We start from the raw sequence: 26,622 nt of genomic DNA, 5'->3' as shown, positions 1-26,622 counted from the left end.
TCATTTCCCCACATCCACATCCACGCGCCGGTCGAGCTGGTGCAACATCTCCTCGCTATAAGCGGTCGGATCATCCGGCTTGAACGGCTCCTCCTCGCCCTTGCCGATCACGGTCCACATGCCGGGATAGCCGGCATCGACGAGGTAATGCGCCAGTGCCTCGGCGCGAGCGATCGACAATGCCTTGTTCGCCTCGGGCGTACCGACCGGATCGGTGTGACCGATCAGCGTAATCGCGGCCGGCTTTGCGGACTTCAGGCACTCGAACAGATCCCTGGCCGACTCGAGACCTTCGGGCGTAAACTCGGCCGTTCCGAAGACGTAGCGCACCGGCGTCGCCTTCTTCCGGATCGAGACACCACGATAGGAGAACTTGCAGGCGCCGCGCGCAGCGAGCTTGACCGGCTTGGTTGCAGCGAGCCGCATTTCCGAAGCCAGGCGGTCCAGCCGTTCGATATAGGCCTTGTCCGGCGCCATCCAATCGGGCGTCAGTTCCTCGTTTGCCGCATCTTCCAGCGCTTGCTGATAGGAGGTCGCCGCGGCGTCGTAATCCTTGCGCTCGCGCTTGATGTCGCCGAGCGCATCGAGGATCTGCCAGGGGCCGCCGGCGTCGCGGCTTGCGGCCGTCAGTTCCGCTTCGAAGGTTTCAAGCTTCGCGCCTTGCCCCACTGCCGCTGCAACCCGGTTGAAGGTTGCGAGCGCCGCGATGCGCCGGGTGAGCGCGATCTCGGTCGCCGAGCAACCCTTCATGTTTACGGGATCGGCCGCCACCTTAGTGCCGGCCTCGTCGGCGCGGTTCAGCGCCTCGGAGGCCAGGCGAAGACCGTCGCAGGCCATGACCGGCGCGGTGAAGACCGCCAGAACCGCCGAAGCGAGGAGAAATGCTCGTAGCTGAACCATGACTCGACCATCAATCCTTGATCTCGAACGTCACCATCTGAACACTGCTGGCACCCGCGTCACCCTGCGCCCGCTTGGCCAGGTTGATCGCGAGTCCCCGTGTCGGCGGCAACCGCGACGTCGCGACATATTGGCGTGCCTTCTCCACCGTCAGCTTCTGGTCACCGAGCCCGCCGGCACGGCAGAAGGCCAGCATCGTTTCGGCGGGCGCAGGTGTGTCGAAGGTGAGCGTGCCCGTGCCCGGCTGCGGGATCAGGCGCCGCTCGCCCGGCTTAAGCGTGGTGTCGCCGATCATCACGTCCGGGATGACCTCGACGTTGCCGTTCTCCTCGACATAGAGGATTTGCAGCTCGCAGGCCTGGTTGGCGCTGAGTTCGAAGGAAAGCTCGTCGCCAACCTTCGCCGTCGTCGACTTCACGTTCAGGGCCAGCTCGAGCTTGTGGCCAGTCCCCGCATCCTCCTTGCGATAGTCCGGCACGGCGGCTGCGATCGACTGCGGCCTGTCGTCCACCATCGGCTCGGAACCGGCAATGACGATCGCCGTCGTGTCGAGCGGACGGCGCTGGGTTAGCGGCGCCATCAGCAATGCATATTGCTGCTCGACCTCGTTGCGCGGAATGGTTCCGCCCGCTTCCAGCGTCGTCACCCAGTCGAGCCCGAGGCGCAGGACATCGGTGTTCGTCACCCGCTTGATCGCTTCTGAGAATTGCTTGGGCGTCATGTCAAACTCGGCCGCCAGGGCATCGAAGTCGAGCTCGTCTTCGTACTTGTCGGCAAAGTAGGTGATGAGCTCCGCCTCGCCCGGCGCATGCTTGCTCTGGAGGCCCCCATCAGGCGTCGGCTCGGTGATGCCGAGCACCTTCAACGCGTTGACGAAGCGCTCGCGGTCCTTGCGATAGGTTTCGTCCAGTTCCTCCTGCTTCACATACATGGCAAGCAGCACGTCCTGTTGGTCCTTGCTGAACAGCGTCGACGTCTCGATCTGCTCGCGCAGCTGATCGCGTTTCGAAAGGATGCCATCGGCGTGGCAATCGACACAGGATCGCGCGTTGATGATCTCGACGCCCTTGCCGATCGGGCGCTTGCGGAAGGACACGATGGTGGTCGGCCCGACATCAAGCTGCTTTCCTGCTGACGTCGAGAGGTAGTAGCCCTGCAGCCCGTTCGGCAACGAGAAGATCATTTCGCCGCCGTCGTGCTCGAAGGGCACGAGGCCCGCGTCGAGCGGTGCCAATTCCCGAGGCCCGTGCGGGAAGCGCTTCAGCACCTGCTTGCCGACGTCGCCGCCGAAATCATAGGACTTCCAGTAGTAGCCGCCGAACGGCATATCGTGCCGTTCGAGCATGCGGTTGTGGTCGGAAACCCCGGACGAGCCGTCGGCGAATCCGGCCCGCAACACATCGCGCCTGCGAATGTTGCCGGCCACGTCGATCTTGAAGCGCTTTTCGAGTTCGGCGATCTCGGTCGGCAACTTCATCAGCCGGTTGTAGATCTCCGGCCGCGCGCCGTTGCTCATGAACCAGTCGACCCGCATGATCGGCAGTTGCGTCGCCGTTTCATTCGAAAGGGCCGAAAGCGACGCGTCGCTCTCGGGATCAATCCCATAGAAATAGCGCTTGATCAGGAAGTCATAGTCCGCCGCGTCCCATTGCAGTTCGCGCAGATCGACGCGCACCAGCAAGCCATTGGTGCCGTCGACCTCTGTCGGAAGTACCAGCTTTGGCCCGTAGGACAGCGAATTCAGCAGCTTCTTGAAGCCGCCGGCAAGCAGGTCCATGCGCTTCATGAAGGTCTGGTCGTCCTCGCAGCCCATCATGCCGTTGTACTGGTCGCGATAGGAAAAGTAGCGCATGTAGGGGCGGTCGAGGGCACTGACCGTCTCGATGTCCTTCAGCGCCGCATCGACGAACTGGCCATAACCCAACATCGGGCGGGCGCGCGCCGGTTTTGCGGCCACCGTCTGCGGCAGGCTCTTTTCGTTCAGTGCGTTGATCCAGTCCTCCAGCACCTTGATCTCTTCGGCAGAGGGGCGCTTGCCAAGCGGCATGCGGCCGCTGACGACAGTCGCGTAGAGCCGTGACTTCGAGGCATCTCCGGGGGTCACGAAGTTTGCGTCGGCGGCAATCGAGGCGAGTTCGCCCGCCGGGTAGCTCCCCTGCGAACTCTCGCCCGGCCCGTGACAGTTGCGGCAGTATCTGCCGATGAAGGCATCTGCCTGCTGCGCCAGCGCCGCATTGCCGCCGCCCAGCGCTTCAGTCGCCGTATTCTCCTTGCAGACGGCCGTGACCGACTGCGCCACCGGCGCGGGGGCCTTCACTTCACGATCGGCAAGGAAGGCATAGATCGCGCGGCGATCGTCGTCAGAAAGAACGCTCAGTCCCTTGGCTATACGCCGCATCACCGGATCGCTGATCGGCGCGCCCGAGAGCTTCTTGCCTTCCTCAATCAGGCCCCTGGTGAAAACGTCGGGCGAGGCAAGACCGGCCATCTTCGTCTTGCTGATGTCGGGCGCGACCGCGCCGCTCAAATCCTTTTCGCCCTCATAGGCGCGCTCCAGGTCGAGCCCATAGGTCGTGGTGCGCGGTGTGTGGCAATCGCCACAGCCGCCGACATTCTCGACCAGATAGCGGCCGCGCTCGGCTTGCGTCTCCTCGCGCGGCTGATAGGCCGGCACCGTGAAGTGGCTGCGCTTCCAGAGCGTGATCGTCGTCTGGCGACTGAACGGAAAAGCAATCTCATCCTCTTTCGACACCGCATCCGCCTGGGGTAACGTCTCGATATAGGCTTTGATGTCGAGCGCATCCTCCGGCTTCATGCCGCCATAGGAGGTGTAGGGCATAACCGGATAGAGGTTGTTGCCCTCGCGATCGAGACCGACCAGAACCGCATTCAGAAACTGCGCATTGGTCCAGCCGCCGATGCCATTGGCGTGCGGCGAAATGTTCGGCGCATAGAAGGTGCCGATCGCCGTCTTCATCTCCATGCCGCCGGAGAGCAGTTCGGTGTTGTCGCCGGAGCCGTGGCAGGCGCCGCAGCCTGCGGCGTAGAACATGTATTTGCCGTTGTCGACATTGGCCTTGTAGGTGGAGAAGGCATCCTCAGAGAAGGCATCGCGCGCCGAGGCACCAGCGGGACAGAGCGAGACTGCGACCAGCGCCGCAAATGAAACGGCCCAATATCCGTGGCCAAGACTGGACAATGACGAGGCGCCTTCTCGCTTTCTCTGCAGACCGCGCATGAAACCCACTCCCTAAAACAATAGAATCGCTACTGAAATCCGCTGCACTATCGAAACTGAAATCGCTCGAATTCAACCCGCTTCGGCCGCTTGCCGAGATCTTTCAGGCCCTTGACGATCGCCTCCCTGAGAGGTGGCGGGCCGCAAAACCAGAGATCGGCTTCCGCCGGATCGATCGCGCTGCCGTTCGCGAGTTTGGCCGCATCCAGGCGCCCGTCCACGGAGGAATCGTGCAGGACAAAAGTGAAGTTGCCGAGCTTTCCGGCCTGCCCCTCGAAGGTCTCCAGCCCGATCGCCTCGCGCCGGTCGCGCACGCAATAGACCATGTGGATGTCCTGCCCCTCGTCGCCATTGAGATGCCGCGCCATCGCCAGGAACGGTGTAACGCCGATGCCGCCGGCGAGCCAGATCTGCTTCTTGCCGCCACGGCGGTGGTTGAAGCGGCCATAGCCACCCTCGAGCTTCAACCGGTCGCCGACAGCGATTCCGTCGCGCAGGGCCTGGGTGTAGTCGCCAAGCGGCTTGATCGCGAAGCGCACGACCCCGTCGGGCTCGATACCAGCGATCGTAAACGGATGCGGCTCGCGCAGCCCAGGCTTCAGCACCCGCAGAAAACCGAATTGCCCGGGCTTGGCGCGCAAGGCACGGCGCAGCGGCCGCGCCGCAATCACCGTCGCCCCGTCCTCCCGGGCGACATCGAAGACTTCGTAGCCGCGGGTTCTGACCCAGGGCAGCAGCTGGGTATAGGCGTAGCTCAGGATGCCAAGTGCTGCGAAGGCGTTGAGGTAGACCGCCAGAAGCGCGGTACCGTCATAGGGGCGCTTGATGAACATCTGGTGGAAGGCGACCATCACGAACAGCAGGCCGATGAAGCGGTGCGTGTAGCGCCACAGATGGTAGGGGATCTCGATCTTCGTCCGCGGTATGATCTTGACGATACTGAGAACGAGCAGCACGACGAAACCGTAGAAGGCATATTTGCCGGCGGAAGCAGCAAGCTGGTTCAGACCGCTCGTCAGCGCCAGGCCCTTGAAGTCTGGTTTCAGGAAATAGTGCACGAGGATGAGGCACAGCACCGAGATGCCTATCCTGCGATGAAAATGATAGACACGGTCGAGCCCCCCGAAGAGAGCCTCGACGAACGGCGGGCGCGCGGCCATGAACTGTGCGACCGCCATGCCGACAAAGGCCGCCGACGACGCCATCAGCGAAAATGTCGTCAATGCATTGGTGTGACTGACTGCGGCTACGGCCAGCAGCGCCGCAAATGCCATCAAGGACCAGACCAGAAACGCGCCCACTTGCATCTTGCGCCCCTCAACGCCGATGGCTGACGGTTGTTGCCTTGCCTTGTGCCTGTTGCCTTCGCCCCCTAGCGACCAAGGAAACATGCAACCAGGTTCTTGCCGCAACGGCCCACGCGCCTCTTTCACGCGGGGCCTTTATTGGGAGAGTGGCAAGCACCTCCCGGTTCGTCAACACGATTCCTATTGGAAACGTCCTATGAGGTTGGTTTATTCATGCCTTTGAAATTCGTATTTTTTAAGCATTCGCTTATTTTATTGACCACATAGGCAAACCACCCCCTTTGACCTGCACAAATCCAGGCAACCGGCGCGCTTGCCTGGTTGCAGGAAATCGTGCAAGCTACTGATATATCAGAACCAAAGGAACGGCATGTCACCGCAATCCCAGGCTCACCTCGCCTATCTCGCGCTCGAACGCCTGATCGTCACATTGAAGCTCGAGCCCGGCGCCCTGGTCACCGAGAGGCAGTTGATCGAACTTGCCGGGCTTGGGCGAACACCGGTTCGCGAGGCGATCCAGAAGCTGGCCTGGCAGGGTCTCATGGATATCCGTCCCCGTGTCGGCTTGCGAATCACCACGATCCGGCCGGACGACCAGGTGCATGTCATGCAGACGCGCCAGAAACTGGAGCCGCTTGCCGCCGCCCTCGTCGCAACGCACGCAAGCGCCGAGGAGCGAAGCGCGATGAAAGCTTGCGGTGCGGAGATGGCCACCTGTCTTGATGCGGGCGAAATGGAGGGCTTTCTCGTCGCCGACAAGATGTTCGACGAACTGATGGAAGAAGCCTGCCCCAACCGGTTCCTGACCGCAGCACTTGCCCCGCTGCAGACACATGCGCGCCGCATCTGGTTTGCTTCGTCCTCGCATGAAAAGATGGCCGGATCGGTCCGCCGCCATGTAACGGTGATCGATGCGATCGAGCGGGCTGACGCTGAAGGCGCGTCGGCCGCGATGGCGGACCTGATGAGCTATCTATCAGACGCCTGAAGAAACCTTGCCTGCACGAGAAGAAACAACGGCAAGCGATTGCTTTCACGGTTGTTTCTTCAACACACTTCAGGCCGTCGGCATCATGCTGCCGGTCTTCAGCCGGCGCACATGCCAGTCGAAAGCCTCTTCCAGAATATGCGGGGTCTGTCCGCCACGGGTGGCGACCGCACGATTGAAGTAATCCGACAAAAGCTCCCGATAGGCCGGGTGGCAGCAGTTTTCGATGATGACGGGTGCGCGCTCCCGCGGCGCCAGGCCGCGCAGATCTGCAAGACCATGCTCGGTCACCAGAATATCGACGTCGTGCTCCGTGTGGTCGACATGGGACACCATCGGCACGACAGACGATATCGCCCCGCCCTTGGCAACCGACTTGGCGACGAAGATCGACAGGAAGGCGTTGCGGGCGAAATCGCCGGAGCCGCCGATACCGTTCATCATGTCGGTACCGCCAACATGGGTCGAGTTGACGTTGCCGTAGATATCGAATTCGAGCGCCGTGTTGATGCCGATGACACCGAGGCGCCGAATGATCTCCGGATGATTGCTCACCTCCTGCGGCCGCAGCACCAGCTTGTCCTTGTAGGCGCGGATGTTGCGGAACACGCGATCAGCCCAGGCGCTGGAAAGCGTCATCGACGAGGCCGAGGCGAAGCTCAGCTTGCCGGCCTCGAAAAGCTCGAACGTGCTGTCTTGCAGCACCTCGCTATACATACGCAGATCATGGAACGGACTGTCGACCAGGCCGCCCAGCACCGAATTGGCGATGACGCCGATGCCCGCCTGCAGCGGGTTGAGCGTCATGTCGAGGCGGCCCTTGCGCACCTCCTCCTGCAAGAAGGCGATCAGATGGCCGGCGATCGCCGTCGTCTCCGCATCCGGCGGAGAGATCCGTGCGGCGCTGTCCTCTTTCTCGGTGACGACGATTGCGACGATCTTTTCCGGATCGACAGGAATGTAGGGCGAGCCCGCACGGCTATCGCAAGCAACGACCGGGATCGGCGTGCGGCTCGGTCGCTTCGCCGGAATGAAGATATCGTGCAGGCCTTCGAGTTCGGGACTGTGGCTGAGATTGAGCTCGACGATCACCTTCTTCGCCAGGATCGCGAAGCTTGCCGAATTGCCGACCGATGTCGACGGAACGATGCCGCCGTCTTCGGTGATCGCCACCGCCTCGACCACCGCATAGTCGATGGGGCTGATCTGGCCGGACCGCAACTGCTCGACGGTTTCCGAGAGATGCTGATCGATGAACATCACCTCGCCGCGGTTGATCGCCGCTCGCAGAACCGGGTCCGACTGGAACGGCAGGCGCCGGGCAAGAACACCCGCCTCTGTCAGCGTCTTGTCGATGTCATGACCGAGCGAGGCGCCCGTCATCAGCGTGATGCGAAACTTCTCCCGTGCGGCCCGTTCGGCCATGGCAAGCGGCACGGCCTTCGCGTCACCGGCCTTGGTGAAGCCGCTCATGCCAATGGTCATGCCGTCCTTGATCAGCGCGGCCGCCTCTTCCGGCGTAGCGATGCGATCACGGAGCGATTTGCAGCGGATCCTGGCTTCCAGGTCGGTTGGCGGAACATGACTCATCGGGCACTCCCAGAAATGGCCCACGAGGCTCATAACAGGACGGCGCGGGCTTGGTTCGTCGTGCGCTTATTTTCGCATGTCTGCGTGCGCACGCTATGAAGATTTGCAGGAGCACGATAGCCGCTCGGACCGCAGGGCGGTACGCAGAATGGGCAGGGCGGAACTACCGCCGACGCATAGCTCGATGGCATTTCGCCTTAAACGACGAGGGGCGCACCCTTGGCGCGCCCCTCTAACGATAAACTGCACAAAAATGGGTCAGCCGACGAAGGCGCGTTCGATCACGAATTCGGCCGGCTTGTTGTTCGCACCTTCGGTGAGACCAGCGGCCTCGAGGATTTCCTTGGTGTCCTTCAGCATCGCGGTCGAGCCGCAGATCATGCCGCGATCGACAGCTGGATCGAGCGGCGGCAGGCCGAGATCGGAGAAGAACTTGCCGTTTACCATCAGGTCGGTAATGCGGCCCTTGAACGGGAAGTCTTCGCGGGTCACCGTCGCGTAGTGGCGCAGCTTGTCGCCGACAATCTCGTTCAGGAACTCATGGTTCCGGATTTCCTCGACCAGATCGAAGCCGTATTTCAGTTCGGCAACATCGCGGCAGGTATGGGTGAGGATCACTTCCTCGAACTTTTCATAGGTCTCGGGATCGCGGATCAGGCTTGCGAAGGGCGCAATGCCGGTGCCGGTCGAGAACATGTAGAGACGGCGCCCGGGAACGAGCGCGTCGAGCACCAGCGTACCGGTCGGCTTCTTGCGCATCAGCACCTTGTCGCCCGGCTTGATCCCCTGCAGGTGCGAGGTCAGCGGGCCATCCGGCACCTTAATCGAGAAGAACTCGAGTTCTTCGTCCCAGGCGGGGCTAGCGATCGAATAGGCGCGATAGACCGGCTTGTCGCCGACCATCAGGCCGATCATCGCGAATTCGCCCGAGCGGAAGCGGAATTCGGCAGGGCGGGTCATGCGGAAGCGGAAGAGCCGATCCGTATAGTGTTCAACGCTGGTCACCGTCTCGACGTAGACGCCTGCCGGTGCCTGGATCGCGAAATCTTCCGTTTTTGCCGGAGCATTCATCTTAGCTACAAGTCCTGTAAATGATGACCCTGTCTATCAACAATAAGCCGATATTCCAAGCTGCGCCTTGTTGAAAGGAAATCTCTTCCAAATATAGTCGCTTTTGGGGATTTCGGCGTGCTTCACACTGTCGCGGCCAACCCTACCCTATGACACCCGGCGCCAGCTATAGGATTTAGCATCGGTCGAGGGCTTGGCGGTCGGCTGGTAGTGCACAGCAATGCCCGGCAGGCGTCCTTCGGACAAACGCTTCAGCGCTGTCGCATTGCTGACAGCGAAGCTTTCGACGCCACAGCGCAGCATCAGCGGGATCTGGTCGATCAGCACGTCGCCGACCGCCCTCACCTCGCCGGTAAAACCAAGCCGCGCGCGCAGCAGCGACGCATGGCTGAAGGCGCGGCCGTCATTGAACGCCGGGAACGCGACGGCTACCAGCGCAAGGCGATCAAGGTGTGGTGCGAGCTTCGTCACGTCGTCTGCCGGCGCGATGACCACGCCAAGACCGGTTTCGTCGCTGTCTGCAACCTTGGCCAGGAACGCGTCGAGACCGACGATCGCCTTCTCGTTCGAGCCTGCCTTGGTTTCCTCCGTCTCGATGACCCAGGGATCATCGCCCACGAAACCGGTTTCCTTCCAGATTTTCGTCATTTCCGTTCCTCAGCGCCTCAGGCAGCTTCCTGCGCGCTGCCGTAGAGCGCATCCTTGAAGGGTTGGGGGCCGACGCGGCGATAGGCCTCGAGGAAGGTCTCTTGACCGTCGCGGCGCAGTCCCAAGTAGGTGTCGACGATGGTCTCGACGGCGTCGGTCACCTTCTCGGGTTCGAAGCCGCGGCCGATGATCTCGCCGATCGAGGTGTTCTCGTCGCCGGAGCCACCAAGCGTAATCTGATAGAGTTCCGCACCCTTCTTTTCAACGCCAAGCAGCCCGATATGGCCGACATGGTGATGACCGCAGGCATTGATGCAGCCGGAGATCTTGATCTTCAACTCACCGATCTCGGCCTGACGCTCGGGCGAACCGAAGCGGGTCGAAATTTCCTGCGCCACGGGGATGGAGCGCGCATTGGCAAGTGCGCAGTAGTCCAGCCCAGGACAGGCGATGATATCCGTGATCAGGCCGGCATTGGCAGTGGCAAGACCTGAGGCGACCAGCGCGCGGTAGACCGGCTCGAGATCGGCCAGCGCCACATGCGGCAGGATCAGGTTCTGTTCGTGGCTGACTCGGATTTCGTCGAAGGCGTATTCCTCGGCAATATCGGCAACGGCATCCATCTGCGCGTCGCTGGCGTCGCCCGGAATGCCGCCGATCGGCTTCAGCGAGATCGTCACCATGCCGTAGTCCGGGTGCTTGTGCGGCTGCACATTCTGCTGCACCCAACGGGCAAACTCGGGATCGGTCTTCTTCCAGCGCGCGAGGCTCTCCCAGCCTTCAGCACGGTTTTCGAGGGCCGGTGGCGCAAAATAGGTGGAGATCGCCTGGATGTCGGTCTCCGGCAGCTTCAGCTCGGTGTCCTTGAGGGCCGCGAACTCGACTTCGACCTGACGCGACAATTCTTCGGCGCCGGTCTCGTGTACGAGGATCTTGATGCGGGCCTTGTACTTGTTGTCGCGGCGGCCGTGCAGGTTGTACACGCGCATGATCGCCGTCGTGTAGGACAGCAGGTCCTCCTCCGGCAGGAAGTCGCGGATCTTCTTGGCGATCATCGGCGTGCGGCCCTGACCACCGCCGACATAGACTGCAAAGCCGATGCGGCCGTTTTCGTCCTTCTTCAGGTGCAGACCGATATCATGGACCTGGATTGCGGCGCGGTCGCGCTCAGCGCCAGTGACGGCGATCTTGAACTTGCGCGGCAGGAACGAGAATTCCGGATGTACGCTCGACCACTGTCTCAAGATCTCGGCGTAAGGCCTTGGGTCTGCGACCTCATCGGCGGCCGCGCCGGCAAAGTGATCGGCGGTCACATTGCGAATGCAGTTGCCCGAGGTCTGGAGCGCATGCATCTCGACGCTTGCGAGCTCTTGCAAGATATCCGGCGTGTCGGACAGACGCGGCCAGTTGTACTGGATGTTCTGGCGCGTGGTGAAGTGGCCGTAGCCGCGGTCATATTTGCGCGCGATATGGGCGAGCATGCGCATCTGGCGGCTCGACAGCGTGCCATAGGGAATGGCGACGCGCAGCATATAGGCGTGAAGCTGCAGGTAGACGCCGTTCATCAGGCGCAGCGGCTTGAAGGCGTCTTCGGCAAGCTCGCCACTCAGTCGCCGCTCGACCTGATCGCGGAACTGTTCGACGCGGGAGGAAACGAAGGCGTGGTCGAATTCATCGTAACGGTACATCGGGTATCGGTTCCTCAGGCAGCGTGTTTCGGGCCGGAAAGGCCATTGTAGCCGGCAGCGTAGGGGATCGAGGGGCCTTCAGCGCGGATGCGCTCGCGCATGCGCAGCGGGCGAAGTGTGCCGTTGATCTCTTCGACGTCGACGACGTTGGCATCGACGACCTTGTTGTCATCGAACGCCTGCTTACCGGTGGCTTCGAGCGCCGTCACGGCCTCGGCATGGCGAGCGATGAAGGCATCCTGAAGCTGCTCGACCCAGTTGCCCGCGGCATCCAGCCAGACGGAAATGCCGTCCGAAAGTCGATTTGCCGTCAAAACCTTACTCACCATGACCTCTTCCTCAGTTCAAAATCTGTTCGTCGCGCCCGAAAGCGGCTTCAATGTTTTTCTTCTCGCCACGCGCCTTGCCTGCGACGAGCGGTTCGGACCGCTCGAAATTGGCGCCGGCGACGGCTTCGCCGATGATGACCATCACCGGACCTGCAAGCTCGCTGCGGTTTTCAAGATCCGGAAGGTCCTTCAGCGTGCCGTGCAGCAGACGACGATCGGCGCGGCTGGCATTCTCGATGACGGCAACCGTCGTTTCCGGCGGAAAGCCTGCCTGCATCAGACGACCGGCGACCGACGCCGCAACTGTCCGCCCCATGTAGACGGCGATCGTTGCACCCGAGACGGCAAGCCGCGCCCAATCGGGCAGGACTTCGCCGGTCAGATCGTGGCCGGTCGTAAAGACCAGCGAGGAGGCAACACCGCGAAGCGTCAGCGGCAGTTCAAAATCGGCCGCCGCGGCGAAGGCCGAAGTGATACCCGGGACGATCTCGTAGCTGATACCGGCTTCGCGCATCGCCGCCATCTCTTCGCCGGCGCGGCCATAAACCAAAGGATCTCCGGACTTCAGACGGACGACGCGCTTGCCTTCGGCAGCCAGCGTCACCAGCAGCTGGTTGATCTCGTCTTGGGACTTGGTGTGGCAGCCCTTGCGCTTGCCGACCGACAGGCGCTCGGCGTCACGACGACCCATATCAACGATCGTCTGCGGCACCAGCGCATCATAAACGATCGCATCGGCTTCCATCATCACGCGCTGGGCGCGGAGCGTCAGCAGGTCTTCAGCGCCTGGACCGGCACCGACGAGCCAGACATGGCCCCTCGCCTTCTCGGGCGCATCGAGCAGACGCGAAGCCTCACGGCGGGCAGCAGCCAGATCGCCGCCGGCGACCTTGTCTGCCACCGGCCCCTGGAAAAACCGGCGCCAGAACATGCGGCGGGCAACGCCGCGCGGCACCAGGCGATCGACGGCCTCGCGATAGCTCGCGGCAAGCGAAGCAACGACGCCGAGCGAGGGGGACAGCAGCTGATCTATCTGCGCACGGATCATCTGCGCCAGAACGGGTCCTGCCCCTTCGGTCCCGATGGCGACTGCAACGGGGGCACGGTTCACGAGCGCCGGCGTGAAGAAGTCGCAGAAGTCGGGCTGGTCGACGGCATTTGCCGGGATCTTGCGTTCACGCGCTGCACGGACGATGCGCTGATCCTCGACGGCATTGCCGGTGGCGGCAAAAACGAGAATAGCGCCGTCGAGCTGCTCGGGTGCGAAGGCGGCCGCGACATGTTCGATCCCACGGTCACGAAGGTATTGTGCGAACTCCGCTTCCGGCGCGTCGGCGAAGACGACGATCGACGCTTCGGTGTTCAGCAGCAGCCGCACCTTGGCAAAGGCTTCGTCGCCATTGCCGAAAACCGCCACGCGCTTTTGCGCGACGCGAAAGAATGCGGGGAAAACGGCGAGCTGCTGCGACATGGTCTTGCGGTCATTCCTTCTACAGGCTGCGGCGAATATCCCTTATGGCGCACGACAATTGAAGGAACAGAAATTTCAATGCCTTTCCAGGCACGTATTGTTTTGCTCGGCGGTGCACCATTTTGAGCAAATATCTCCGAGCCTGTTCAATCGCCGACCTTGGCGCGGCCATTGCGCCGCATGGGTAACCTCCGTTAAATGCCGTCAACGACCTGCCGGAGGCCCAAGACATGACAAAACCCGAACTCGCCGAACGGCTTTTGACCGTCATCGAGCAGAATATCCTGCCGCTTACCGAAAAGGGTGTTGCCGCCGGCAACAAGGTCTTCGGCGCCGCGATCCTGCGCAAGTCCGATCTGTCGCTGGTGCTTGCCGAAACCAACAACGAGACGGAAAATCCGCTCTGGCACGGCGAAGTGCACACGCTGAAGCGTTTCTACGAGATGGTGGACAAGCCTGATACCCGCGACCTCATCTTTCTCTCGACGCACGAGCCCTGCTCCATGTGCCTTTCGGCCATCACCTGGGCCGGCTTCGACAATTTCTATTACTTCTTCAGCCACGAGGATTCGCGCGACGCCTTTGCGATCCCGCACGACCTGAAGATCCTGAAAGAGGTCTTCCGGCTGGAACCGGGTGGCTACGCGCAAGACAACGCCTTCTGGCACTCGGCCTCGATTGCTGCACTCTCGAAAGACGCCGATGCCGAAACCCGCGATCGGCTTTCCGCCCAGGATGCCCGCATCCGCGCCCGCTACCAGAGCCTTTCCGACAGCTACCAGTCGGGCAAGGACGACAACGCCATTCCGCTGAACTGAGATCCATGGAACCTTCACGCGACGTAACGCGCCTGCTCGACATCATGGCGGCGCTCCGCCAGCCCGAGACCGGCTGCCCCTGGGACATCGTCCAGACCTTCGAGACCATCAAGCCCTATACGATCGAAGAGGCCTATGAGGTTGCCGACGCCATTGAGCGCGGCGACATGCACGACCTCTGCGACGAGCTCGGCGACCTGCTGCTGCAGGTGGTCTTCCACGCCCGTATGGCCGAAGAGGCCGGCGACTTTGCTTTCGGCGACGTCGTTGAGGCGGTGACCCGCAAGATGATCCGCCGGCACCCGCATGTCTTTGCCCGATCCGACGCCGATACGCCCGAGGCGGTGAAGCTGCAATGGGATGAGATCAAGCAGGCCGAAAAGGCCGAGCGGCAAGAAAAGCGCGCCAAGCGCGGCCTCGCGCCTGATGCAGCCGCAAACCATTTGGGCTCGGTGCAGCGCTCATTTCCGGCGCTCGTAGAAGCCCTGAAGCTGCAGGAGCGCGCCGCAAAAGTCGGCTTCGACTGGTCGGAGCCGGAACCGATCCTCGACAAGATCGAGGAGGAAATCGGCGAGTTGCGCCAGGCTCTGCGAGAAAAGGACCGCGCCAAAGTCAGCGACGAACTGGGCGACCTGATCTTTGCCGTGGTGAACATCGGGCGCCATGTCGGCACCGATCCGGAGATGGCGCTTCGCGGCACCAACACCAAATTCCGCCGCCGCTTCGCCCATATCGAGCGGGAACTCGGCGCGGCCGGCGAGACGCTGGATGAGGCAACGCTGGAGCGGATGGAAGAGCTCTGGCAGGCAGCCAAGGCGATCGAGCGACAGCTGGGCTAGAACGAGCGGGCCGCGTGCCCGCCATGCGTCCCCTTTCCCAAAGCTGAGGCCGACAGCGGCTAGCCGCCAACCCCGGGAAAGCTACAGCTTACCAGTCTTCCTCGACGGGCTTCGGCCCGTTTCCGAGGCGACGCTCCAGCTCGGAGGCCTCGTTCTCGGTCAACCTGAGATCAAGGCTCACCCGCCCATCTTCCAGGTCCTCGCGACCGTCGACGATCGCGTGCTGGTAGACCCAGGGCAGAAGCTGCAGCTGATCGATGCCGAGAACGACAGTGCATTCCGTCAGGACGCCGGAAAGACGACGGCCGATTTCGGCGAGCAGTTCGTCGACGCCGTCACCGGTGATCGCGGAAACGGCAACCGTGTTGTTGGACGTCGCCGCTTTGCCGCGCAATGCCTCGCGTGATTCGTCATCCAACCGGTCGATCTTGTTCCAGACCTCGATCAGGCGCTCGGAGGCCTCCTTCTCGTCGATGCCGAGATCGGACAGGATTCTGAGAACGTCGCTTGCTTGTGCCTGGTTGTCCGGGTCCGAGAGGTCGCGGACATGCAGGATCAGATCCGCCTCCAGCACCTCTTCCAGCGTCGCGCGAAACGCGGCGACCAGATGGGTCGGCAGGTCGGAAATGAAGCCGACAGTGTCGGAGAGGATGACCATCCGGCCATGCGGCAGCTTCAGCCGCCGAAGCGTCGGGTCGAGCGTCGCAAACAGCATATCCTCGGCCAGAACGCCTGCCCCGGTCATGCGGTTGAACAGCGTCGACTTGCCGGCATTGGTGTAGCCGACGAGGGCGACGATCGGGTGCGGTACCTTCTTGCGCTTAGAGCGATGCAACTGCCGCGTGCGGCGCACCTGCTCCAACTCGCGCTCGAGCTTGACGATGCGATCCTGCAGCAAGCGCCGGTCCGCTTCGATCTGGGTTTCACCCGGACCGCCCATGAAGCCGCCACCGCCGCGCTGGCGCTCAAGGTGGGTCCAGCTTCGGACCAGGCGGCCCTTCTGATAGTTGAGATGCGCGAGATCGACCTGCAGCGTGCCTTCCTTGGTGGAGGCGCGGCGGCCGAAGATTTCGAGAATGAGGCCCGTACGGTCGATGACCTTGGCGTTCCATTCCTTCTCGAGATTGCGCTGTTGCACCGGCGTCAGCGGATGGTCGACGATGACAAGACCGGCATCGAGCTCGACGAGGATGTGGCCAATCTCTTCGATCTTGCCGGTACCAAGCAAGGTGCCCGGCTTCGGCTGCGCCACCGGAACGATGGCGCCATGCACGACCTCAAGATCGATCGCCATGGCGAGACCGGTCGCCTCTTCGAGGCGACTTTCGTCCGAGCGCGTCGTGGTGGTCGAGAGCATATCTGCGGACTGCCGTCCGGTCTTTTTCAAGACTGGAACGATGACGACCGCGCGCATGTCGTCGCGGAGCTTCTCGAGCTCCGGAATGATCGACGACAATTTTGAATCACGTTTGGTAATGTGCCTAACGTCCCGTCAGGATGCGGCTTCTTCGTTCTCGAACATCTGCAGCGGCTGGCCGGGCATGATGGTCGAGATCGCGTGCTTGTAGACCAGTTGCGAGTGGCCGTCGCGACGCAGCAGGACGCAGAAGTTGTCGAACGAGGTTACAACGCCGGTAAGCTTGACGCCGTTGATGAGAAAAATTGTCAAGGAAATCTTTTGCTTGCGGACCGTATTGAGAAAGAGATCCTGCAAGTTTTGAGAACGTTCCGCCATCGCGCCGCTTCTTTCTTATTTGCCGGCGTTTTGCGCCGGTGCATTTTTGTCAAATTCAGCAATCAGAGGCGCCACAAGTACCTTCCCCGACACCTCTTCAGAGTTGGTATCAAATCAATGTCTTTTCCGCAACGCCGAAAAAGGCTTCGCGAATATTCTGTGCTATGCTTCCTGGATGGCCGTTGCCGATCGGCTTGCCGTCGATCGAAACGACCGGAAAACAGATGCTGGTGGCGGCCGTAATAAACACTTCGCGCGCCGCGAGCATCTCATCGCCCGAGAACGCCCTCTCCTCGATTTTAAGCCCAAGCGGCACCGCTACATCCATCAAGGTGGTGCGGGTGATTCCCTTGAGGATGCCGTGTTCTGCCGGTCGTGTGCGCAGGTTTCCGTCGCGATCGACAATCCAGACATTGGTCGCTGCGCCTTCCTTCACCGTGCCGTCGGCATCGACGAAGATCGCCTCCTGTGCGCCTTCCTCCTTGGCCTTCTGGCGCGCCAGCACGTTGGGCAGAAGCCCGACCGACTTGATGTCGACACGATCCCAACGGTTTTCCGGCACCGTGATCGCCGCAATGCCATGGGTCGCCTTCCTGGCAATGGCTGCAGCGTCGGTGCGCTTCGCCGTCACCACGATCGACGGGCGTGTTTCCGCTACGGGAAAGACGTGATCGCGGCGCGCCACGCCGCGCGTGACCTGCATGTAGAACAGGCCGTTTCTCACCCGGTTGCGCCGGATAACTTCGCGGATCACGTGGACGAGCGCGGCCCTTGTCATCGGCCAGTCGATGCGCAGTTCGCTGAGCGAGCGGCCGAGGCGATCGAGATGACGGGTGAGATCGACGATATAGCCGTGACGCACCTCGCAGACCTCATAGACGCCGTCCGCAAACTGATAGCCGCGGTCCTCGATATGGACGCCGGCGTCCGCGTGCGGCACGTAGGCGCCGTTGACATAGGCAATTCGGGACATCGTCTCGACCTTAGAAATACTGGATGCTGACGCGGAACAATTGCTCGACATGGCGCACCGCATCGGCCGTGGCAAAGAGCACGACGCGGTCCTTCGCCTTGATCCGGGTGGCGCCATCAGGGCGGATGAACGTCTTGTCGCGATAGAGCGCGCCGATGCGGATTCCGTCGGGAAGTTCGAGGTCGCGCAGGGCCTTGCCGACGAGCGGCGACGTTTCCAGAGCCTCGGCCTCGATCACCTCGGCCATGCCCTTCTGCACCGCATAGACCGAGCGGATGCGGCCCTTGCGGACATGCTGCAGCACGCGCGAAATGGTCACCGCGCGCGGGTTCACATAGGCGTCGACGCCGGCAGTCGCGGCAAAATCCTGGTAGGACGGTTCGTTGATGAGGACGAGTGTGGACTTTGCACCCAGGTGTTTCGCCATCATACTGCCGAGGATGTTGATCTGGTCGTTGTTCGTGAGCGCCACGACGAGATCGGCGTCCTGGACATCGGCCTGCGCGAGGATCCGCTGGTCCATGGCCGACCCGTTGAGGACGACCGTGCTGCTCAACTTGTCGGCCATCATCACCGCGCGGTCGCGATCGCTCTCGATCAGCTTCACCCGCGTGCGCGGCTGGTGTTCCTCGATCGTCTTGGCGACGAAATAGCCGACATTGCCGCCGCCGAAAATGATGATGCGCCGCGCCTCCTGCTCTTCGTGGCCGAAGAGCGTAAGCGTGCGCCGCGCATGATCCCGATCGCAAACGACATAGGCGATATCGCCCGCCTGCAACTGGTCGTCGGAATGGGGCACGATCACCTTGCCGTTGCGGAAAATGCCGGTGACGGTCGCAAGCAGGTCAGGAAACAGTTCGCTCAACTGTTGCAGCGGCGTGCCGACGACGGGACAGTCTTCCAGGCACTCGAAGGCGACCATGGCGATGCGGTCATCGGCGAAACGCACAACGTCGATCGCGCCGGGAAAGGAAATGCGCCGCAGCACGAGCCGCCCGACCTCAACTTCGGGCGAGATGGTGACGTCGATCGGCACGTTCTCGCGCGAAAACAGGTTCGCATACTCAGGCGCGAGATAGCTCTGCGCCCGAATGCGCGCAACCTTCGTCGGCACGTTGAAGATCGCGTGCGCCACTTCACAGGCGACGATGTTGACTTCGTCGGACAGCGTGACCGCAATCAGCATGTCGGCCTGGTCAGCACCCGCCTTGGCGAGCACATCCGGATGCGCGCCATGGCCGACGTAACCGCGCACGTCGAGGCTCTCGGTGATGTTGGCGATCAGCGCCGCCGACGTATCGATCACCGAAACGTCGTTGTCTTCCTGCGCCAGTCGCTCGGCAATGCCGTAACCGACCTGCCCCGCGCCACAAATGACTACCTTCATGTCGTTCTTTCACATGCGAGCGCGGGCGGGTTGGCCGGAAATTCCGGTTCAGACGCCCAGCGACTTCAGCTTCCGATGCAGCGCCGACCGCTCCATACCGACAAACTCCGCCGTGCGCGAAATATTGCCGCCGAATCGGTTGATCTGCGCGATCAGATAATCACGTTCGAACATTTCGCGAGCCTCGCGCAACGGCAAGGTCATGATGTGCTGGTCGCCCTGGGCCGAAATCTTCGGCAGGGTGTCACCCACTTCGGTCGGCAGCATGTCGGCCGAGATCGGCGTATCCGGACCGTCGCTGCGGGCAAGGATCATCAGCCGCTCGATGTTGTTGCGAAGCTGGCGGATGTTGCCCGGCCAGTCATGCGCCTGCAGCACCGCCAGCGCGTCGTCGCCGATCTTGCGCGGACGGATGCCCGCCTGCTCGCTGACCTGGCGCATGAACATGTCGACGAGGAACGGAATGTCTTCGCGCCGCTCGGCGAGTGCCGGAACACGAACCGGAATGACCGCCAGCCGGTGGAACAGGTCTTCGCGGAACAGGCCCTCGGAGATCATGTTTTCGAGATTGTAGGCCGTCGACGAGATGATCCGGACGTCGACCTTCACGCGTTTGGTGCCGCCGACACGCTCGAACTGCTGGTCGACGAGCACGCGCAGGATCTTGTTCTGCGTCTCGCGCGGCATTTCGCCGATCTCGTCGAGATAAAGGATGCCGCCATGGGCTTCCTCGAGCGCGCCCGTGCGGCGCGGCTGGCCCGGCGTGCCCTCGGTCCCGAAGAGGGCGATTTCCATTCGGTCCGGCGTGATCGCCGCTGCGTTCAGCGCCACGAAGGGGCCCGTCGATCGCGTCGACTTGCGGTGGATCATGCGCGCGACCAGTTCCTTACCGGAACCCGAGGGCCCCTGGATCATGATGCGGCTGTTGGTCGGCGCGACCTTTTCGACCGTCTGGCGAAGCTGCGAGACGGCAACGGACGTGCCGATCAGCTCGACCGGATCGCCGGACTTCTTCTTCAGCTCCGAGACTTCGCGCTTGAGCTTGGAATTTTCCAGCGCCCGTTCGGCGATCAGGATCAGACGGTCGGCCTTGAAGGGCTTCTCGATGAAATCATAGGCGCCGCGCTTGATGGCGTTGACCGCGGTCTCGATGTTGCCGTGACCGGAAATCATGACAACCGGAAGATCCGGGTGCCGCCCCTTGATCTCGTCGAGCAGCGCCAGGCCGTCGAGGCGGCTTCCCTGCATCCAGATGTCGAGGAAGACCAGCCGCGGCACGCGATCGCTGATCGCCGCCAGCGCGCTGTCGCTGTCGAAGGCGGTGCGCGTTTCGTGCCCCTCGTCGGACAGGATACCCGACACGATCTCGCGGATATCTTCCTCATCGTCCACAACCAGAATATCAGCGGCCATCGCTCGCACCCTTATCCTTCAAACTCTCTTCGCCCCCGGTTTCTCCGGCAGGCGGCAGGATCACGCGGATCATCGCCCCGACACCACCGTCGTATTCGGCAGGCGCGTCGTGCAATTCCAATTGTCCGCCATGGTCCTCAATGATCTTCTTGACGATGGCGAGACCCAGGCCCGTGCCCTTCTCGCGCATCGTCATGTATGGCTCCAGAATACGGTGCCGATTTTCCGTGGGCAGACCCTTGCCGTTGTCGATGATGTCGACGACGAACTGGCCGGTCGCCGCATCGGTTCGCGCACGCGCCACGACGACAGGCTGGCCGCGGACCGCATCCGCCGGCACCGCCTCGATCGATTCCACGGCATTCTTGACGATGTTGCCGAAGGCCTGGCCAAGCATGCGCCCGTCGAACAAGCCCTCAAGCGGCTCCTCGCCGAAGTCGCGCACGAAGTTGATGTGGTTGTTGCCCATTTCGCGCAGGAACACTGCATCCTTCAGGATCGCGCGAAGATCCGCCCGTTCCTTTGTCGGCTTCGGCATGCGCGCGAAGGCCGAGAACTCGTCCACCATGCGTCCGATGTCTTCCACCTGGCGCACGATGGTGTCCGTGCACTGGTCGAAAACGGCTTTGTCGTCCTGATTGATCTGTTTGCCGTAGCGCCGCTTCAGGCGCTCGGCGGAAAGCTGGATCGGCGTCAGCGGGTTCTTGATCTCGTGGGCGATGCGGCGCGCCACGTCCGCCCAGGCGGTCGAGCGCTGGGCGATGACGAGATCGGTGATGTCGTCGATGGTGATGACGTAGGATTCGTTCGCCTCGCCGCCCTCTTCGCGCGTCACCTGAACGTTCAGCGTGCGCTCGGTTCCGCCGCGCATGACGTTGATCTGCTTGCGGTAATCGTTGCGATGGCGCCCTTCGGCCTCGACCAGGACCTCCTCGATCTCGGGCGCGATCTGCCTGAGATCGGCACCGAGAAGATCCGGCGCGGCCTTCTTCAGGAAATCTTCGGACGACGGATTGGCAATGGTGATCTGGCGGTCACGACCGACACCGATGACAGCCGCGGTCACGCCCGACAGAACCGCCTCGATGAAGCGGCGGCGGTGGTCTACTTCGTCCTTGGCCTCCAGGATCTGCTCCTGCTGGCTGCGGATCTCAGAAACCATCTTGTTGAAGGTTCGTGACAGATTACCGACGTCGCCATCGACGGCGCGCACCGGCACGACGACATCGAGATTGCCGGAAGCGACGCTGTCGGCGGCACCGATCAGCTGGCGGATGGGCCGGACAATCCGGTCAGCGACTGCGATCGCGGTCCAGATCGCGGCAAGCAGTACGATGAGGGCAAAGCCGAGATAGAGGACGCCGAAGGCGATCTGGGTGAAGGTTCGCCCGGCCTCGAGCATCTTGTACTCGGCGGTGTTCTCCTCCATCAGCCGGAGCGAGCGCATCACCTCCGGATCGACGTTTCGAACCGTGTAGAGGAAGGTGCCCGGGATGTCGTCGAGCGGGATGACCGCGCCGACAAGGTTGGTAATCCCCGGCGGGATCAGAGTCGGCTGGCCAGAGACGGAACTCTTCAACGCATCCGGCGGGATCGCCGGCAGCGGCCGATCGGTCGAGATGTTGGCCTGCACGATGGGGCTGCCGTCGGCACGCACAAGAAAGGCGCCCAGCATACCGCGTCCGCGCGCCTGGCGGGTCATCAGCTCGGCAAAGCCCGTGCGGTCGAGGCTGTAGAGCTGACGGTTGCGCTCGAGGTCGTTCGCCATCGACACGGTCTGGCCCTGGAGATAGCTGGCATTCTCGAGCACATAGGCCTGCGCCACGTTGATCGAGGAGCGGACGATCGCCTGGGTTCGGAGCGAAAACCAGCGGTCAAGGCCGACATCGAGCGTGATGCTGGCAAAGATCGCGACGAGAACCGCCGGCGTGATCGCCACGATTGAAAACAGCGCGACGATGCGCACGTGCAGTCGCGCTGCGGCACGGCCTTTGTGGCGGGCGCGCAGGAGACGCAGGATTTCACGGGCGATCAGATAGATGAGGCCGACGACGAAGAGGCTGTTGATCGCCGCACAGGCGATGACGATATTTCGTTCGAGCTTGATTGGCGTCAGGCCGAGAAGCACGAGCAGGGAAACGGTCGCACAGATCAGCGCGCCGGTTGCCAACATCAGGCCCGGCAGGGCAAAGGAGCCACGGCGATCCTGCGCCGCCAGTCCCTCATCTGTGCCCAGCGGCAAGGCCATTGCGTCCACCATGAAAAGCGTTCCCCCAACCGTCGCCGGCCGGCGACGGCATCTCTTGCTTGCATTCTCGGGTCAAAGGTTGACCTCACCACCCAGATGGGCTGCCGCGCTGCACCCCCGTCAATCGATTGGGTCAAATCGATTGAACAGGACGGCAACGACGCGCGATTCGGCGGCCGTTATCCGTTCAAGCAACGCATTGTGGCGAAAATGCAACGGTGGGTGCGACCAAGTCAAGCGCTGCGTGAGCTGCGATAGACCGAAACACCGAGCTCGCGGATCTTCTTGCGCAGCGTGTTGCGGTTGAGGCCGAGCAGATCGGCCGCCTTGATCTGGTTGCCGCGGGTGGCGGTGAGCGCTGCGAGGATCAGCGGATACTCCATTTCCGCAAGTACCCGGTCGTAAAGGCCGGCCGGAGGCAAGGCCTCGCCAAAGCTTGCGAAATACTGGCGCATATTTTCTTCGACCGCCTGCGAAATCGTCAGCGAGCCCGGACGCGCCGCCGCCTTCTCGATCGGGCTATCCGGGATCTCGGAGCGAAGCTCGTTTTCGATGATCTCGCGGCTGATGACATCCTGTGGATAAAGTGCCGTCAGGCGCCGCACCAGGTTCTCCAGCTCGCGAACGTTGCCCGGCCAGGGGTGCGCCTTCATCAGCTCCAGCGCCTCATGGTCGAAGCGCTTGACGTCCAAGCCTTCCTTTTCCGCTTGCTGGACGAAGTGGCGCACGAGGTCCGGAATGTCCTCGGCACGGTCGCGCAGCGGCGGCAACCGCAGCGGCACGACGTTCAGACGATAGTAGAGGTCTTCGCGGAACAGGCCCTGATTGATCGACTGCTTCAGGTCCTTGTTGGTTGCCGCGACAATACGCACGTCGGAGCGGATCGGCGTGCGGCCGCCGACGGTCGTATATTCCCCCTGCTGCAAGACCCGTAGAAGACGCGTCTGCGCGTCCATCGGCATGTCGCCGATTTCGTCGAGGAAGAGCGTTCCGCCTTCGGCCTGCTCGAAACGCCCGGTCGAGCGCATCTGCGCACCGGTAAAGGCGCCCTTCTCGTGGCCGAACAGTTCCGATTCGATCAGGTCGCGCGGGATCGCCGCCATGTTGATCGCCACGAAAGGGCCGTTGCGGCGCTTGCCATAGTCGTGCAGCGCGCGTGCAACAAGCTCCTTGCCGGTGCCGGACTCTCCGGTAATCATCAGGGTCAGGTCGGTCTGCATCAGGCGCGCCAGCACCCGGTAGATTTCCTGCATCGCAGCCGAGCGGCCGACCAGCGGCATGCCGTCCTGGGTGTCGTCGTCGAGCTTTGCCGGCCGGCGCTTCGGCTCCGACAGCGCCCGGCCGATGATGCCGATCAACTCGGTCAGGTCGAAAGGCTTCGGCAGATAGTCGTAGGCGCCCTTCTCCGAGGCCTTGATCGCCGTCATGAATGTGTTCTGGGCGCTCATGACCAGCACTGGCAGGTCGGGGCGCGCCTTCTTGATGCGCGGGAGAAGATCGAAGGCGTTTTCGTCCGGCATCACCACGTCGGTCACGACCAGATCGCCATCGCCCGCCGCAATCCAGCGCCACAGCGTCGCCGCGTTGGAGGTGATGCGGACATCGTAGCCGGCGCGGCTGAGCGCCTGGTTCAGCACGGTGCGAATGGCGGCATCGTCATCCGCGACGAGGATCGTGGCACCGGTCATGCAAGGTTTCCTTTTGTCATCGGCATGTCGTCGTCATCCGCGGCCTGGCCCTTGGAGGCAGGCATCAGCACGCGGAAGGTGGTGCGGTTCTGCTGGCTGTCGCATTCGACGATCCCGCCATGGCCGCCGATGATCTTGGCAACCAGAGCGAGACCCAGGCCTGAACCATTGGTCTTGGTGGTGATGAAGGGGTCAAACAAGAGCGGCAGCAGGTCCTGAGGGACGCCTGGGCCATTGTCGTGCACGCAGAATTCCAGCGGCAGCGAGATCTTCTCGCGCGTCCCGGCAACCGACAGGCGAATGCCCGGCCGGTAGGCGGTCGTCAGCAGGATTTCGCCGTCGTGGCGTTCGCCGATCGCTTCGGCCGCATTCTTGATCAGGTTCAGGAACACCTGAACCAGCTGATCGCGGTTGGCATAGACGGGCGGCAGCGACGGATCGTAGTGCTCCGCGAACTTGATGTGGCGGGCGAAGCCGGCCTTGGCGATCGCCTTCACGTGGTCGAGCACCGAATGGATGTTCAGCGGCACGCGATCGACGGGGCGCTCGTCGGAAAACACCTCCATGCGATCGACCAGCGAAACGATGCGGTCGGTCTCGTCGCAGATCAGCCGCGTCAGCGCGCGGTCCTCGTCGTTGGCGGAGGTCTCCAGCAGTTGCGCAGCACCGCGGATGCCTGAGAGTGGGTTCTTGATTTCATGCGCCAGCATCGAGGCGAGACCGGTCACCGAACGGGCAGCGCCGCGATGCGTCAGCTGCCGGTCGATCTTGTCGGCCATCGAACGCTCCTGGAAGACCACGACGACCGCACCCGGCTCGGACAGTACAGGGGCGACATAGAGATCGACGAGCTTGTCGGCCCCAAGGCGCGGCGAACTCAGGTCGACGCGATACTCGTTGACCGGCGCCTTGCGCTCGCGCACCTGCTCGATCAGCGTCAGCAGCGGACTACCAAAGGGAATGAAGGCGCTGATGTCATGGCGCGCCAGGTGGTTGGCGCTGGCGCCGAAAAACGATTCGGCCTCCCAGTTGGCAAAGGCGACGAGACCCTTGGCGTCCACCATGATCACCGGGTTCTGGATGGCGTTCAGAACCGCCATCGACAGACCGTTGGCGACGGCATCCGGCATGCTCGGTTTCTCGGTCATGCGGCAATTCCTTCTGCGACCGCCTCGCCTTCCGGCTTACTCGAGGCGGCGTCGAGCATCGCCGCACGGGCTCTGTCGCGGACGAAACGGGCATCGGTCGATGTCAGGATTGCGGCCTTTTCCGGACCCGCAAGGTCAGGGGCGGCGCGATCGAGATACCAGGCGACATGCTTGCGGGCATGCCGGAGGCCGACCTCAACGCCATAGAATTCGAGCATCATCTCGTAGTGCTCCGCAAAGATATCGGCGACCTCCGCCGCTGACGGATGCGTGACCGCCCCGGCGAGAAGCCCGACGTGCCACGGGCGCCCCTGCGAGGACCGGCCGGCCATGACGGCGTCCGCGCCCGATCGGCGGAGAATCTTTTCCGCATCGGCGACCGTCTCCACGTCACCATTGGCGACCAGCGGCACGGTAACGACGTCGCGGACCAATCGGATCGCATCCCAATCCGCCTTGCCGTTGTAGAACTGCATGCGCGTGCGGCCGTGCACGGTAATTGCCTTCACGCCCGCCTCTTCGGCGCGCTTGGCAATCAGCGGCGCATTGATCGAGTTTTCATCCCAGCCGAGCCGCATCTTCAGCGTCACGGGCACATCGACGGCGTTGACGGTCGCCTCAACCAGCGACAAAGCGTGATCGGGGTCGCGCATCAGGGCCGAACCGGAGTAACCGCCCGTCACCTTCTTTGCCGGGCAGCCCATATTGATGTCGATGATGTCGGCGCCATTGTCGGCAGCGATCTTCGCGGCCTCCGCCATCCAATGGGCCTCACGGCCCGCAAGCTGGACGATGTGCGGCTCGATCCCGGAGTTCTTCAGCCGCGCCCAGGATTCCTGGGCATTGCCGACCAGTTCACGGCTCGCCACCATTTCAGTCACGACGAAACCCGCACCGAAGCGCCAGGCAAGCCGCCGGAATGGGAGATCGGTGACGCCGGACATCGGCGCGAGCGCAACTCGGTTGCGGATTTCGATGGATCCGATGCGAAGCGGAGACGAAAGAGCCGGAATTGGCAAATGCATATCTTTCAGGCACATGTTGTTCCTGCACTATTTTTAGACATTGTTCTCGGACTTGCCAAGCGATTTCGGCGCGGCGCGCAAAATTCTAAGCTCAGCTGGCAAAGCACGACCCTTCGCG

At 62.5% G+C, this 26,622-nt stretch carries 21 protein-coding genes; 3 read left to right on the top strand and 18 right to left on the bottom strand.

The annotated features are described in order from the left end of the window. The 3 genes from IB277_RS05575 to IB277_RS05565 are packed head-to-tail and all read right to left on the bottom strand — an operon-like array spanning nt 1 to nt 5,445. Nucleotides 1-900 carry an OmpA family protein gene (locus tag IB277_RS05575; RefSeq protein WP_110818972.1) on the bottom strand — a complete coding sequence of 300 codons (900 nt, stop codon included), beginning with the start codon at nt 898-900 and terminating at the stop codon, nt 1-3. Between the two features lie 10 nt (nt 901-910). Then, nucleotides 911-4,138 carry a c-type cytochrome gene (locus tag IB277_RS05570; protein ID WP_110818973.1) on the bottom strand — a complete coding sequence of 1,076 codons (3,228 nt, stop codon included), beginning with the start codon at nt 4,136-4,138 and terminating at the stop codon, nt 911-913. Between the two features lie 47 nt (nt 4,139-4,185). Beyond that, nucleotides 4,186-5,445 (bottom strand): ferric reductase-like transmembrane domain-containing protein, encoded by a 1,260-nt coding sequence (locus IB277_RS05565; RefSeq protein ID WP_090295686.1) that lies wholly within the window; start codon nt 5,443-5,445, stop codon nt 4,186-4,188. 370 nt (nt 5,446-5,815) lie between these two features. Here IB277_RS05565 and IB277_RS05560 point away from each other — a divergent pair, with 370 nt between their 5' ends. Then, nucleotides 5,816-6,433: a GntR family transcriptional regulator gene (locus tag IB277_RS05560; protein ID WP_192370797.1), complete on the top strand. Its 618-nt coding sequence runs from the start codon at nt 5,816-5,818 to the stop codon at nt 6,431-6,433. A gap of 69 nt (nt 6,434-6,502) precedes the next feature. Here the strand turns inward: IB277_RS05560 and IB277_RS05555 are convergent, their stop codons facing one another. The 6 genes from IB277_RS05555 to cysG form a co-directional block, all read right to left on the bottom strand. Then, on the bottom strand, nt 6,503-8,023 hold the full coding sequence (locus IB277_RS05555) for an acetyl-CoA hydrolase/transferase family protein (protein WP_090295691.1): 1,521 nt from the start codon (nt 8,021-8,023) through the stop codon (nt 6,503-6,505). A gap of 258 nt (nt 8,024-8,281) precedes the next feature. Continuing rightward, complete coding sequence (locus tag IB277_RS05550) at nt 8,282-9,094, bottom strand: ferredoxin--NADP reductase (protein WP_034795721.1); 813 nt, start codon at nt 9,092-9,094, stop codon at nt 8,282-8,284. Nucleotides 9,095-9,241: 147 nt separating this feature from the next. Further along, nucleotides 9,242-9,742: a DUF934 domain-containing protein gene (locus IB277_RS05545; RefSeq protein WP_034795725.1), complete on the bottom strand. Its 501-nt coding sequence runs from the start codon at nt 9,740-9,742 to the stop codon at nt 9,242-9,244. A 17-nt stretch (nt 9,743-9,759) separates the two neighbouring features. Continuing rightward, complete coding sequence (locus IB277_RS05540; RefSeq protein WP_034795728.1) at nt 9,760-11,430, bottom strand: nitrite/sulfite reductase; 1,671 nt, start codon at nt 11,428-11,430, stop codon at nt 9,760-9,762. Between the two features lie 14 nt (nt 11,431-11,444). After that, the gene (locus IB277_RS05535; protein WP_034795732.1) at nt 11,445-11,759 is read right to left on the bottom strand and encodes a DUF2849 domain-containing protein; all 315 of its coding nucleotides are present in this window, start codon (nt 11,757-11,759) and stop codon (nt 11,445-11,447) included. A gap of 10 nt (nt 11,760-11,769) precedes the next feature. Next, nucleotides 11,770-13,230, bottom strand: coding sequence for a siroheme synthase CysG (gene cysG, locus IB277_RS05530; protein ID WP_090295693.1), 1,461 nt, complete (start codon nt 13,228-13,230; stop codon nt 11,770-11,772). A gap of 230 nt (nt 13,231-13,460) precedes the next feature. Here cysG and IB277_RS05525 point away from each other — a divergent pair, with 230 nt between their 5' ends. After that, nucleotides 13,461-14,048 carry a nucleoside deaminase gene (locus tag IB277_RS05525; protein WP_090295696.1) on the top strand — a complete coding sequence of 196 codons (588 nt, stop codon included), beginning with the start codon at nt 13,461-13,463 and terminating at the stop codon, nt 14,046-14,048. 5 nt (nt 14,049-14,053) lie between these two features. Next, the gene (gene mazG, locus IB277_RS05520; RefSeq protein ID WP_090295698.1) at nt 14,054-14,887 is read left to right on the top strand and encodes a nucleoside triphosphate pyrophosphohydrolase; all 834 of its coding nucleotides are present in this window, start codon (nt 14,054-14,056) and stop codon (nt 14,885-14,887) included. 88 nt (nt 14,888-14,975) lie between these two features. Here mazG and hflX read toward each other — a convergent pair whose 3' ends face one another. From hflX to dusB, 9 genes are all read right to left on the bottom strand, one after another. Beyond that, nucleotides 14,976-16,301 (bottom strand): GTPase HflX, encoded by a 1,326-nt coding sequence (hflX, locus tag IB277_RS05515; protein ID WP_060517394.1) that lies wholly within the window; start codon nt 16,299-16,301, stop codon nt 14,976-14,978. A 78-nt stretch (nt 16,302-16,379) separates the two neighbouring features. Further along, nucleotides 16,380-16,622, bottom strand: coding sequence for an RNA chaperone Hfq (gene hfq / locus IB277_RS05510; protein ID WP_003535434.1), 243 nt, complete (start codon nt 16,620-16,622; stop codon nt 16,380-16,382). Nucleotides 16,623-16,731: 109 nt separating this feature from the next. Then, the gene (locus IB277_RS05505; RefSeq protein ID WP_090295701.1) at nt 16,732-17,595 is read right to left on the bottom strand and encodes a D-amino-acid transaminase; all 864 of its coding nucleotides are present in this window, start codon (nt 17,593-17,595) and stop codon (nt 16,732-16,734) included. 10 nt (nt 17,596-17,605) lie between these two features. After that, entirely contained in the window at nt 17,606-18,982 is a 1,377-nt protein-coding gene (gene trkA, locus IB277_RS05500; protein ID WP_034795767.1) for a Trk system potassium transporter TrkA, read from the bottom strand. 48 nt (nt 18,983-19,030) lie between these two features. After that, nucleotides 19,031-20,395, bottom strand: coding sequence for a two-component system response regulator NtrX (ntrX, locus tag IB277_RS05495; protein WP_060582471.1), 1,365 nt, complete (start codon nt 20,393-20,395; stop codon nt 19,031-19,033). Beyond that, a complete protein-coding gene (locus IB277_RS05490; RefSeq protein ID WP_090295703.1) occupies nt 20,385-22,655 on the bottom strand; it encodes a PAS domain-containing sensor histidine kinase in 2,271 nt (756 codons plus the stop codon). The genes ntrX and IB277_RS05490 overlap by 11 nt, the downstream gene beginning before the upstream one ends. A gap of 221 nt (nt 22,656-22,876) precedes the next feature. After that, nucleotides 22,877-24,331 carry a nitrogen regulation protein NR(I) gene (gene ntrC, locus IB277_RS05485; protein ID WP_034795776.1) on the bottom strand — a complete coding sequence of 485 codons (1,455 nt, stop codon included), beginning with the start codon at nt 24,329-24,331 and terminating at the stop codon, nt 22,877-22,879. After that, nucleotides 24,328-25,479, bottom strand: a complete 1,152-nt coding sequence (locus tag IB277_RS05480; RefSeq protein WP_034795779.1) for a nitrogen regulation protein NR(II) — start codon at nt 25,477-25,479, stop codon at nt 24,328-24,330. Before IB277_RS05480 ends, ntrC begins: the two co-directional genes overlap by 4 nt. Next, nucleotides 25,476-26,519 (bottom strand): tRNA dihydrouridine synthase DusB, encoded by a 1,044-nt coding sequence (gene dusB, locus IB277_RS05475; RefSeq protein ID WP_090295706.1) that lies wholly within the window; start codon nt 26,517-26,519, stop codon nt 25,476-25,478. Before dusB ends, IB277_RS05480 begins: the two co-directional genes overlap by 4 nt. Nucleotides 26,520-26,622: the final 103 nt, after the last annotated feature.

The sequence above is a fragment of the Ensifer sp. ENS07 genome, assembly GCF_014852185.1.
GTDB classification, from domain to species: Bacteria; Pseudomonadota; Alphaproteobacteria; order Rhizobiales; family Rhizobiaceae; genus Ensifer; species Ensifer adhaerens.
The sequence above is the reverse complement of the archived record's forward strand: the minus strand, read 5'-3'. Positions and strand labels throughout refer to the sequence as shown.

What these genes read in the sequence shown, in the direction of transcription:
- IB277_RS05575 (WP_110818972.1), bottom strand. Translation starts at nt 900, where the DNA reads ATGGTTCAGCTACGAGCATTTCTCCTCGCTTCGGCGGTTCTGGCGGTC.
- IB277_RS05570 (WP_110818973.1), bottom strand. Translation starts at nt 4,138, where the DNA reads ATGCGCGGTCTGCAGAGAAAGCGAGAAGGCGCCTCGTCATTGTCCAGT.
- IB277_RS05565 (WP_090295686.1), bottom strand. Translation starts at nt 5,445, where the DNA reads ATGCAAGTGGGCGCGTTTCTGGTCTGGTCCTTGATGGCATTTGCGGCG.
- IB277_RS05560 (WP_192370797.1), top strand. Translation starts at nt 5,816, where the DNA reads ATGTCACCGCAATCCCAGGCTCACCTCGCCTATCTCGCGCTCGAACGC.
- IB277_RS05555 (WP_090295691.1), bottom strand. Translation starts at nt 8,023, where the DNA reads ATGAGTCATGTTCCGCCAACCGACCTGGAAGCCAGGATCCGCTGCAAA.
- IB277_RS05550 (WP_034795721.1), bottom strand. Translation starts at nt 9,094, where the DNA reads ATGAATGCTCCGGCAAAAACGGAAGATTTCGCGATCCAGGCACCGGCA.
- IB277_RS05545 (WP_034795725.1), bottom strand. Translation starts at nt 9,742, where the DNA reads ATGACGAAAATCTGGAAGGAAACCGGTTTCGTGGGCGATGATCCCTGG.
- IB277_RS05540 (WP_034795728.1), bottom strand. Translation starts at nt 11,430, where the DNA reads ATGTACCGTTACGATGAATTCGACCACGCCTTCGTTTCCTCCCGCGTC.
- IB277_RS05535 (WP_034795732.1), bottom strand. Translation starts at nt 11,759, where the DNA reads ATGGTGAGTAAGGTTTTGACGGCAAATCGACTTTCGGACGGCATTTCC.
- cysG (WP_090295693.1), bottom strand. Translation starts at nt 13,230, where the DNA reads ATGTCGCAGCAGCTCGCCGTTTTCCCCGCATTCTTTCGCGTCGCGCAA.
- IB277_RS05525 (WP_090295696.1), top strand. Translation starts at nt 13,461, where the DNA reads ATGACAAAACCCGAACTCGCCGAACGGCTTTTGACCGTCATCGAGCAG.
- mazG (WP_090295698.1), top strand. Translation starts at nt 14,054, where the DNA reads ATGGAACCTTCACGCGACGTAACGCGCCTGCTCGACATCATGGCGGCG.
- hflX (WP_060517394.1), bottom strand. Translation starts at nt 16,301, where the DNA reads ATGCGCGCGGTCGTCATCGTTCCAGTCTTGAAAAAGACCGGACGGCAG.
- hfq (WP_003535434.1), bottom strand. Translation starts at nt 16,622, where the DNA reads ATGGCGGAACGTTCTCAAAACTTGCAGGATCTCTTTCTCAATACGGTC.
- IB277_RS05505 (WP_090295701.1), bottom strand. Translation starts at nt 17,595, where the DNA reads ATGTCCCGAATTGCCTATGTCAACGGCGCCTACGTGCCGCACGCGGAC.
- trkA (WP_034795767.1), bottom strand. Translation starts at nt 18,982, where the DNA reads ATGAAGGTAGTCATTTGTGGCGCGGGGCAGGTCGGTTACGGCATTGCC.
- ntrX (WP_060582471.1), bottom strand. Translation starts at nt 20,395, where the DNA reads ATGGCCGCTGATATTCTGGTTGTGGACGATGAGGAAGATATCCGCGAG.
- IB277_RS05490 (WP_090295703.1), bottom strand. Translation starts at nt 22,655, where the DNA reads ATGGTGGACGCAATGGCCTTGCCGCTGGGCACAGATGAGGGACTGGCG.
- ntrC (WP_034795776.1), bottom strand. Translation starts at nt 24,331, where the DNA reads ATGACCGGTGCCACGATCCTCGTCGCGGATGACGATGCCGCCATTCGC.
- IB277_RS05480 (WP_034795779.1), bottom strand. Translation starts at nt 25,479, where the DNA reads ATGACCGAGAAACCGAGCATGCCGGATGCCGTCGCCAACGGTCTGTCG.
- dusB (WP_090295706.1), bottom strand. Translation starts at nt 26,519, where the DNA reads ATGTGCCTGAAAGATATGCATTTGCCAATTCCGGCTCTTTCGTCTCCG.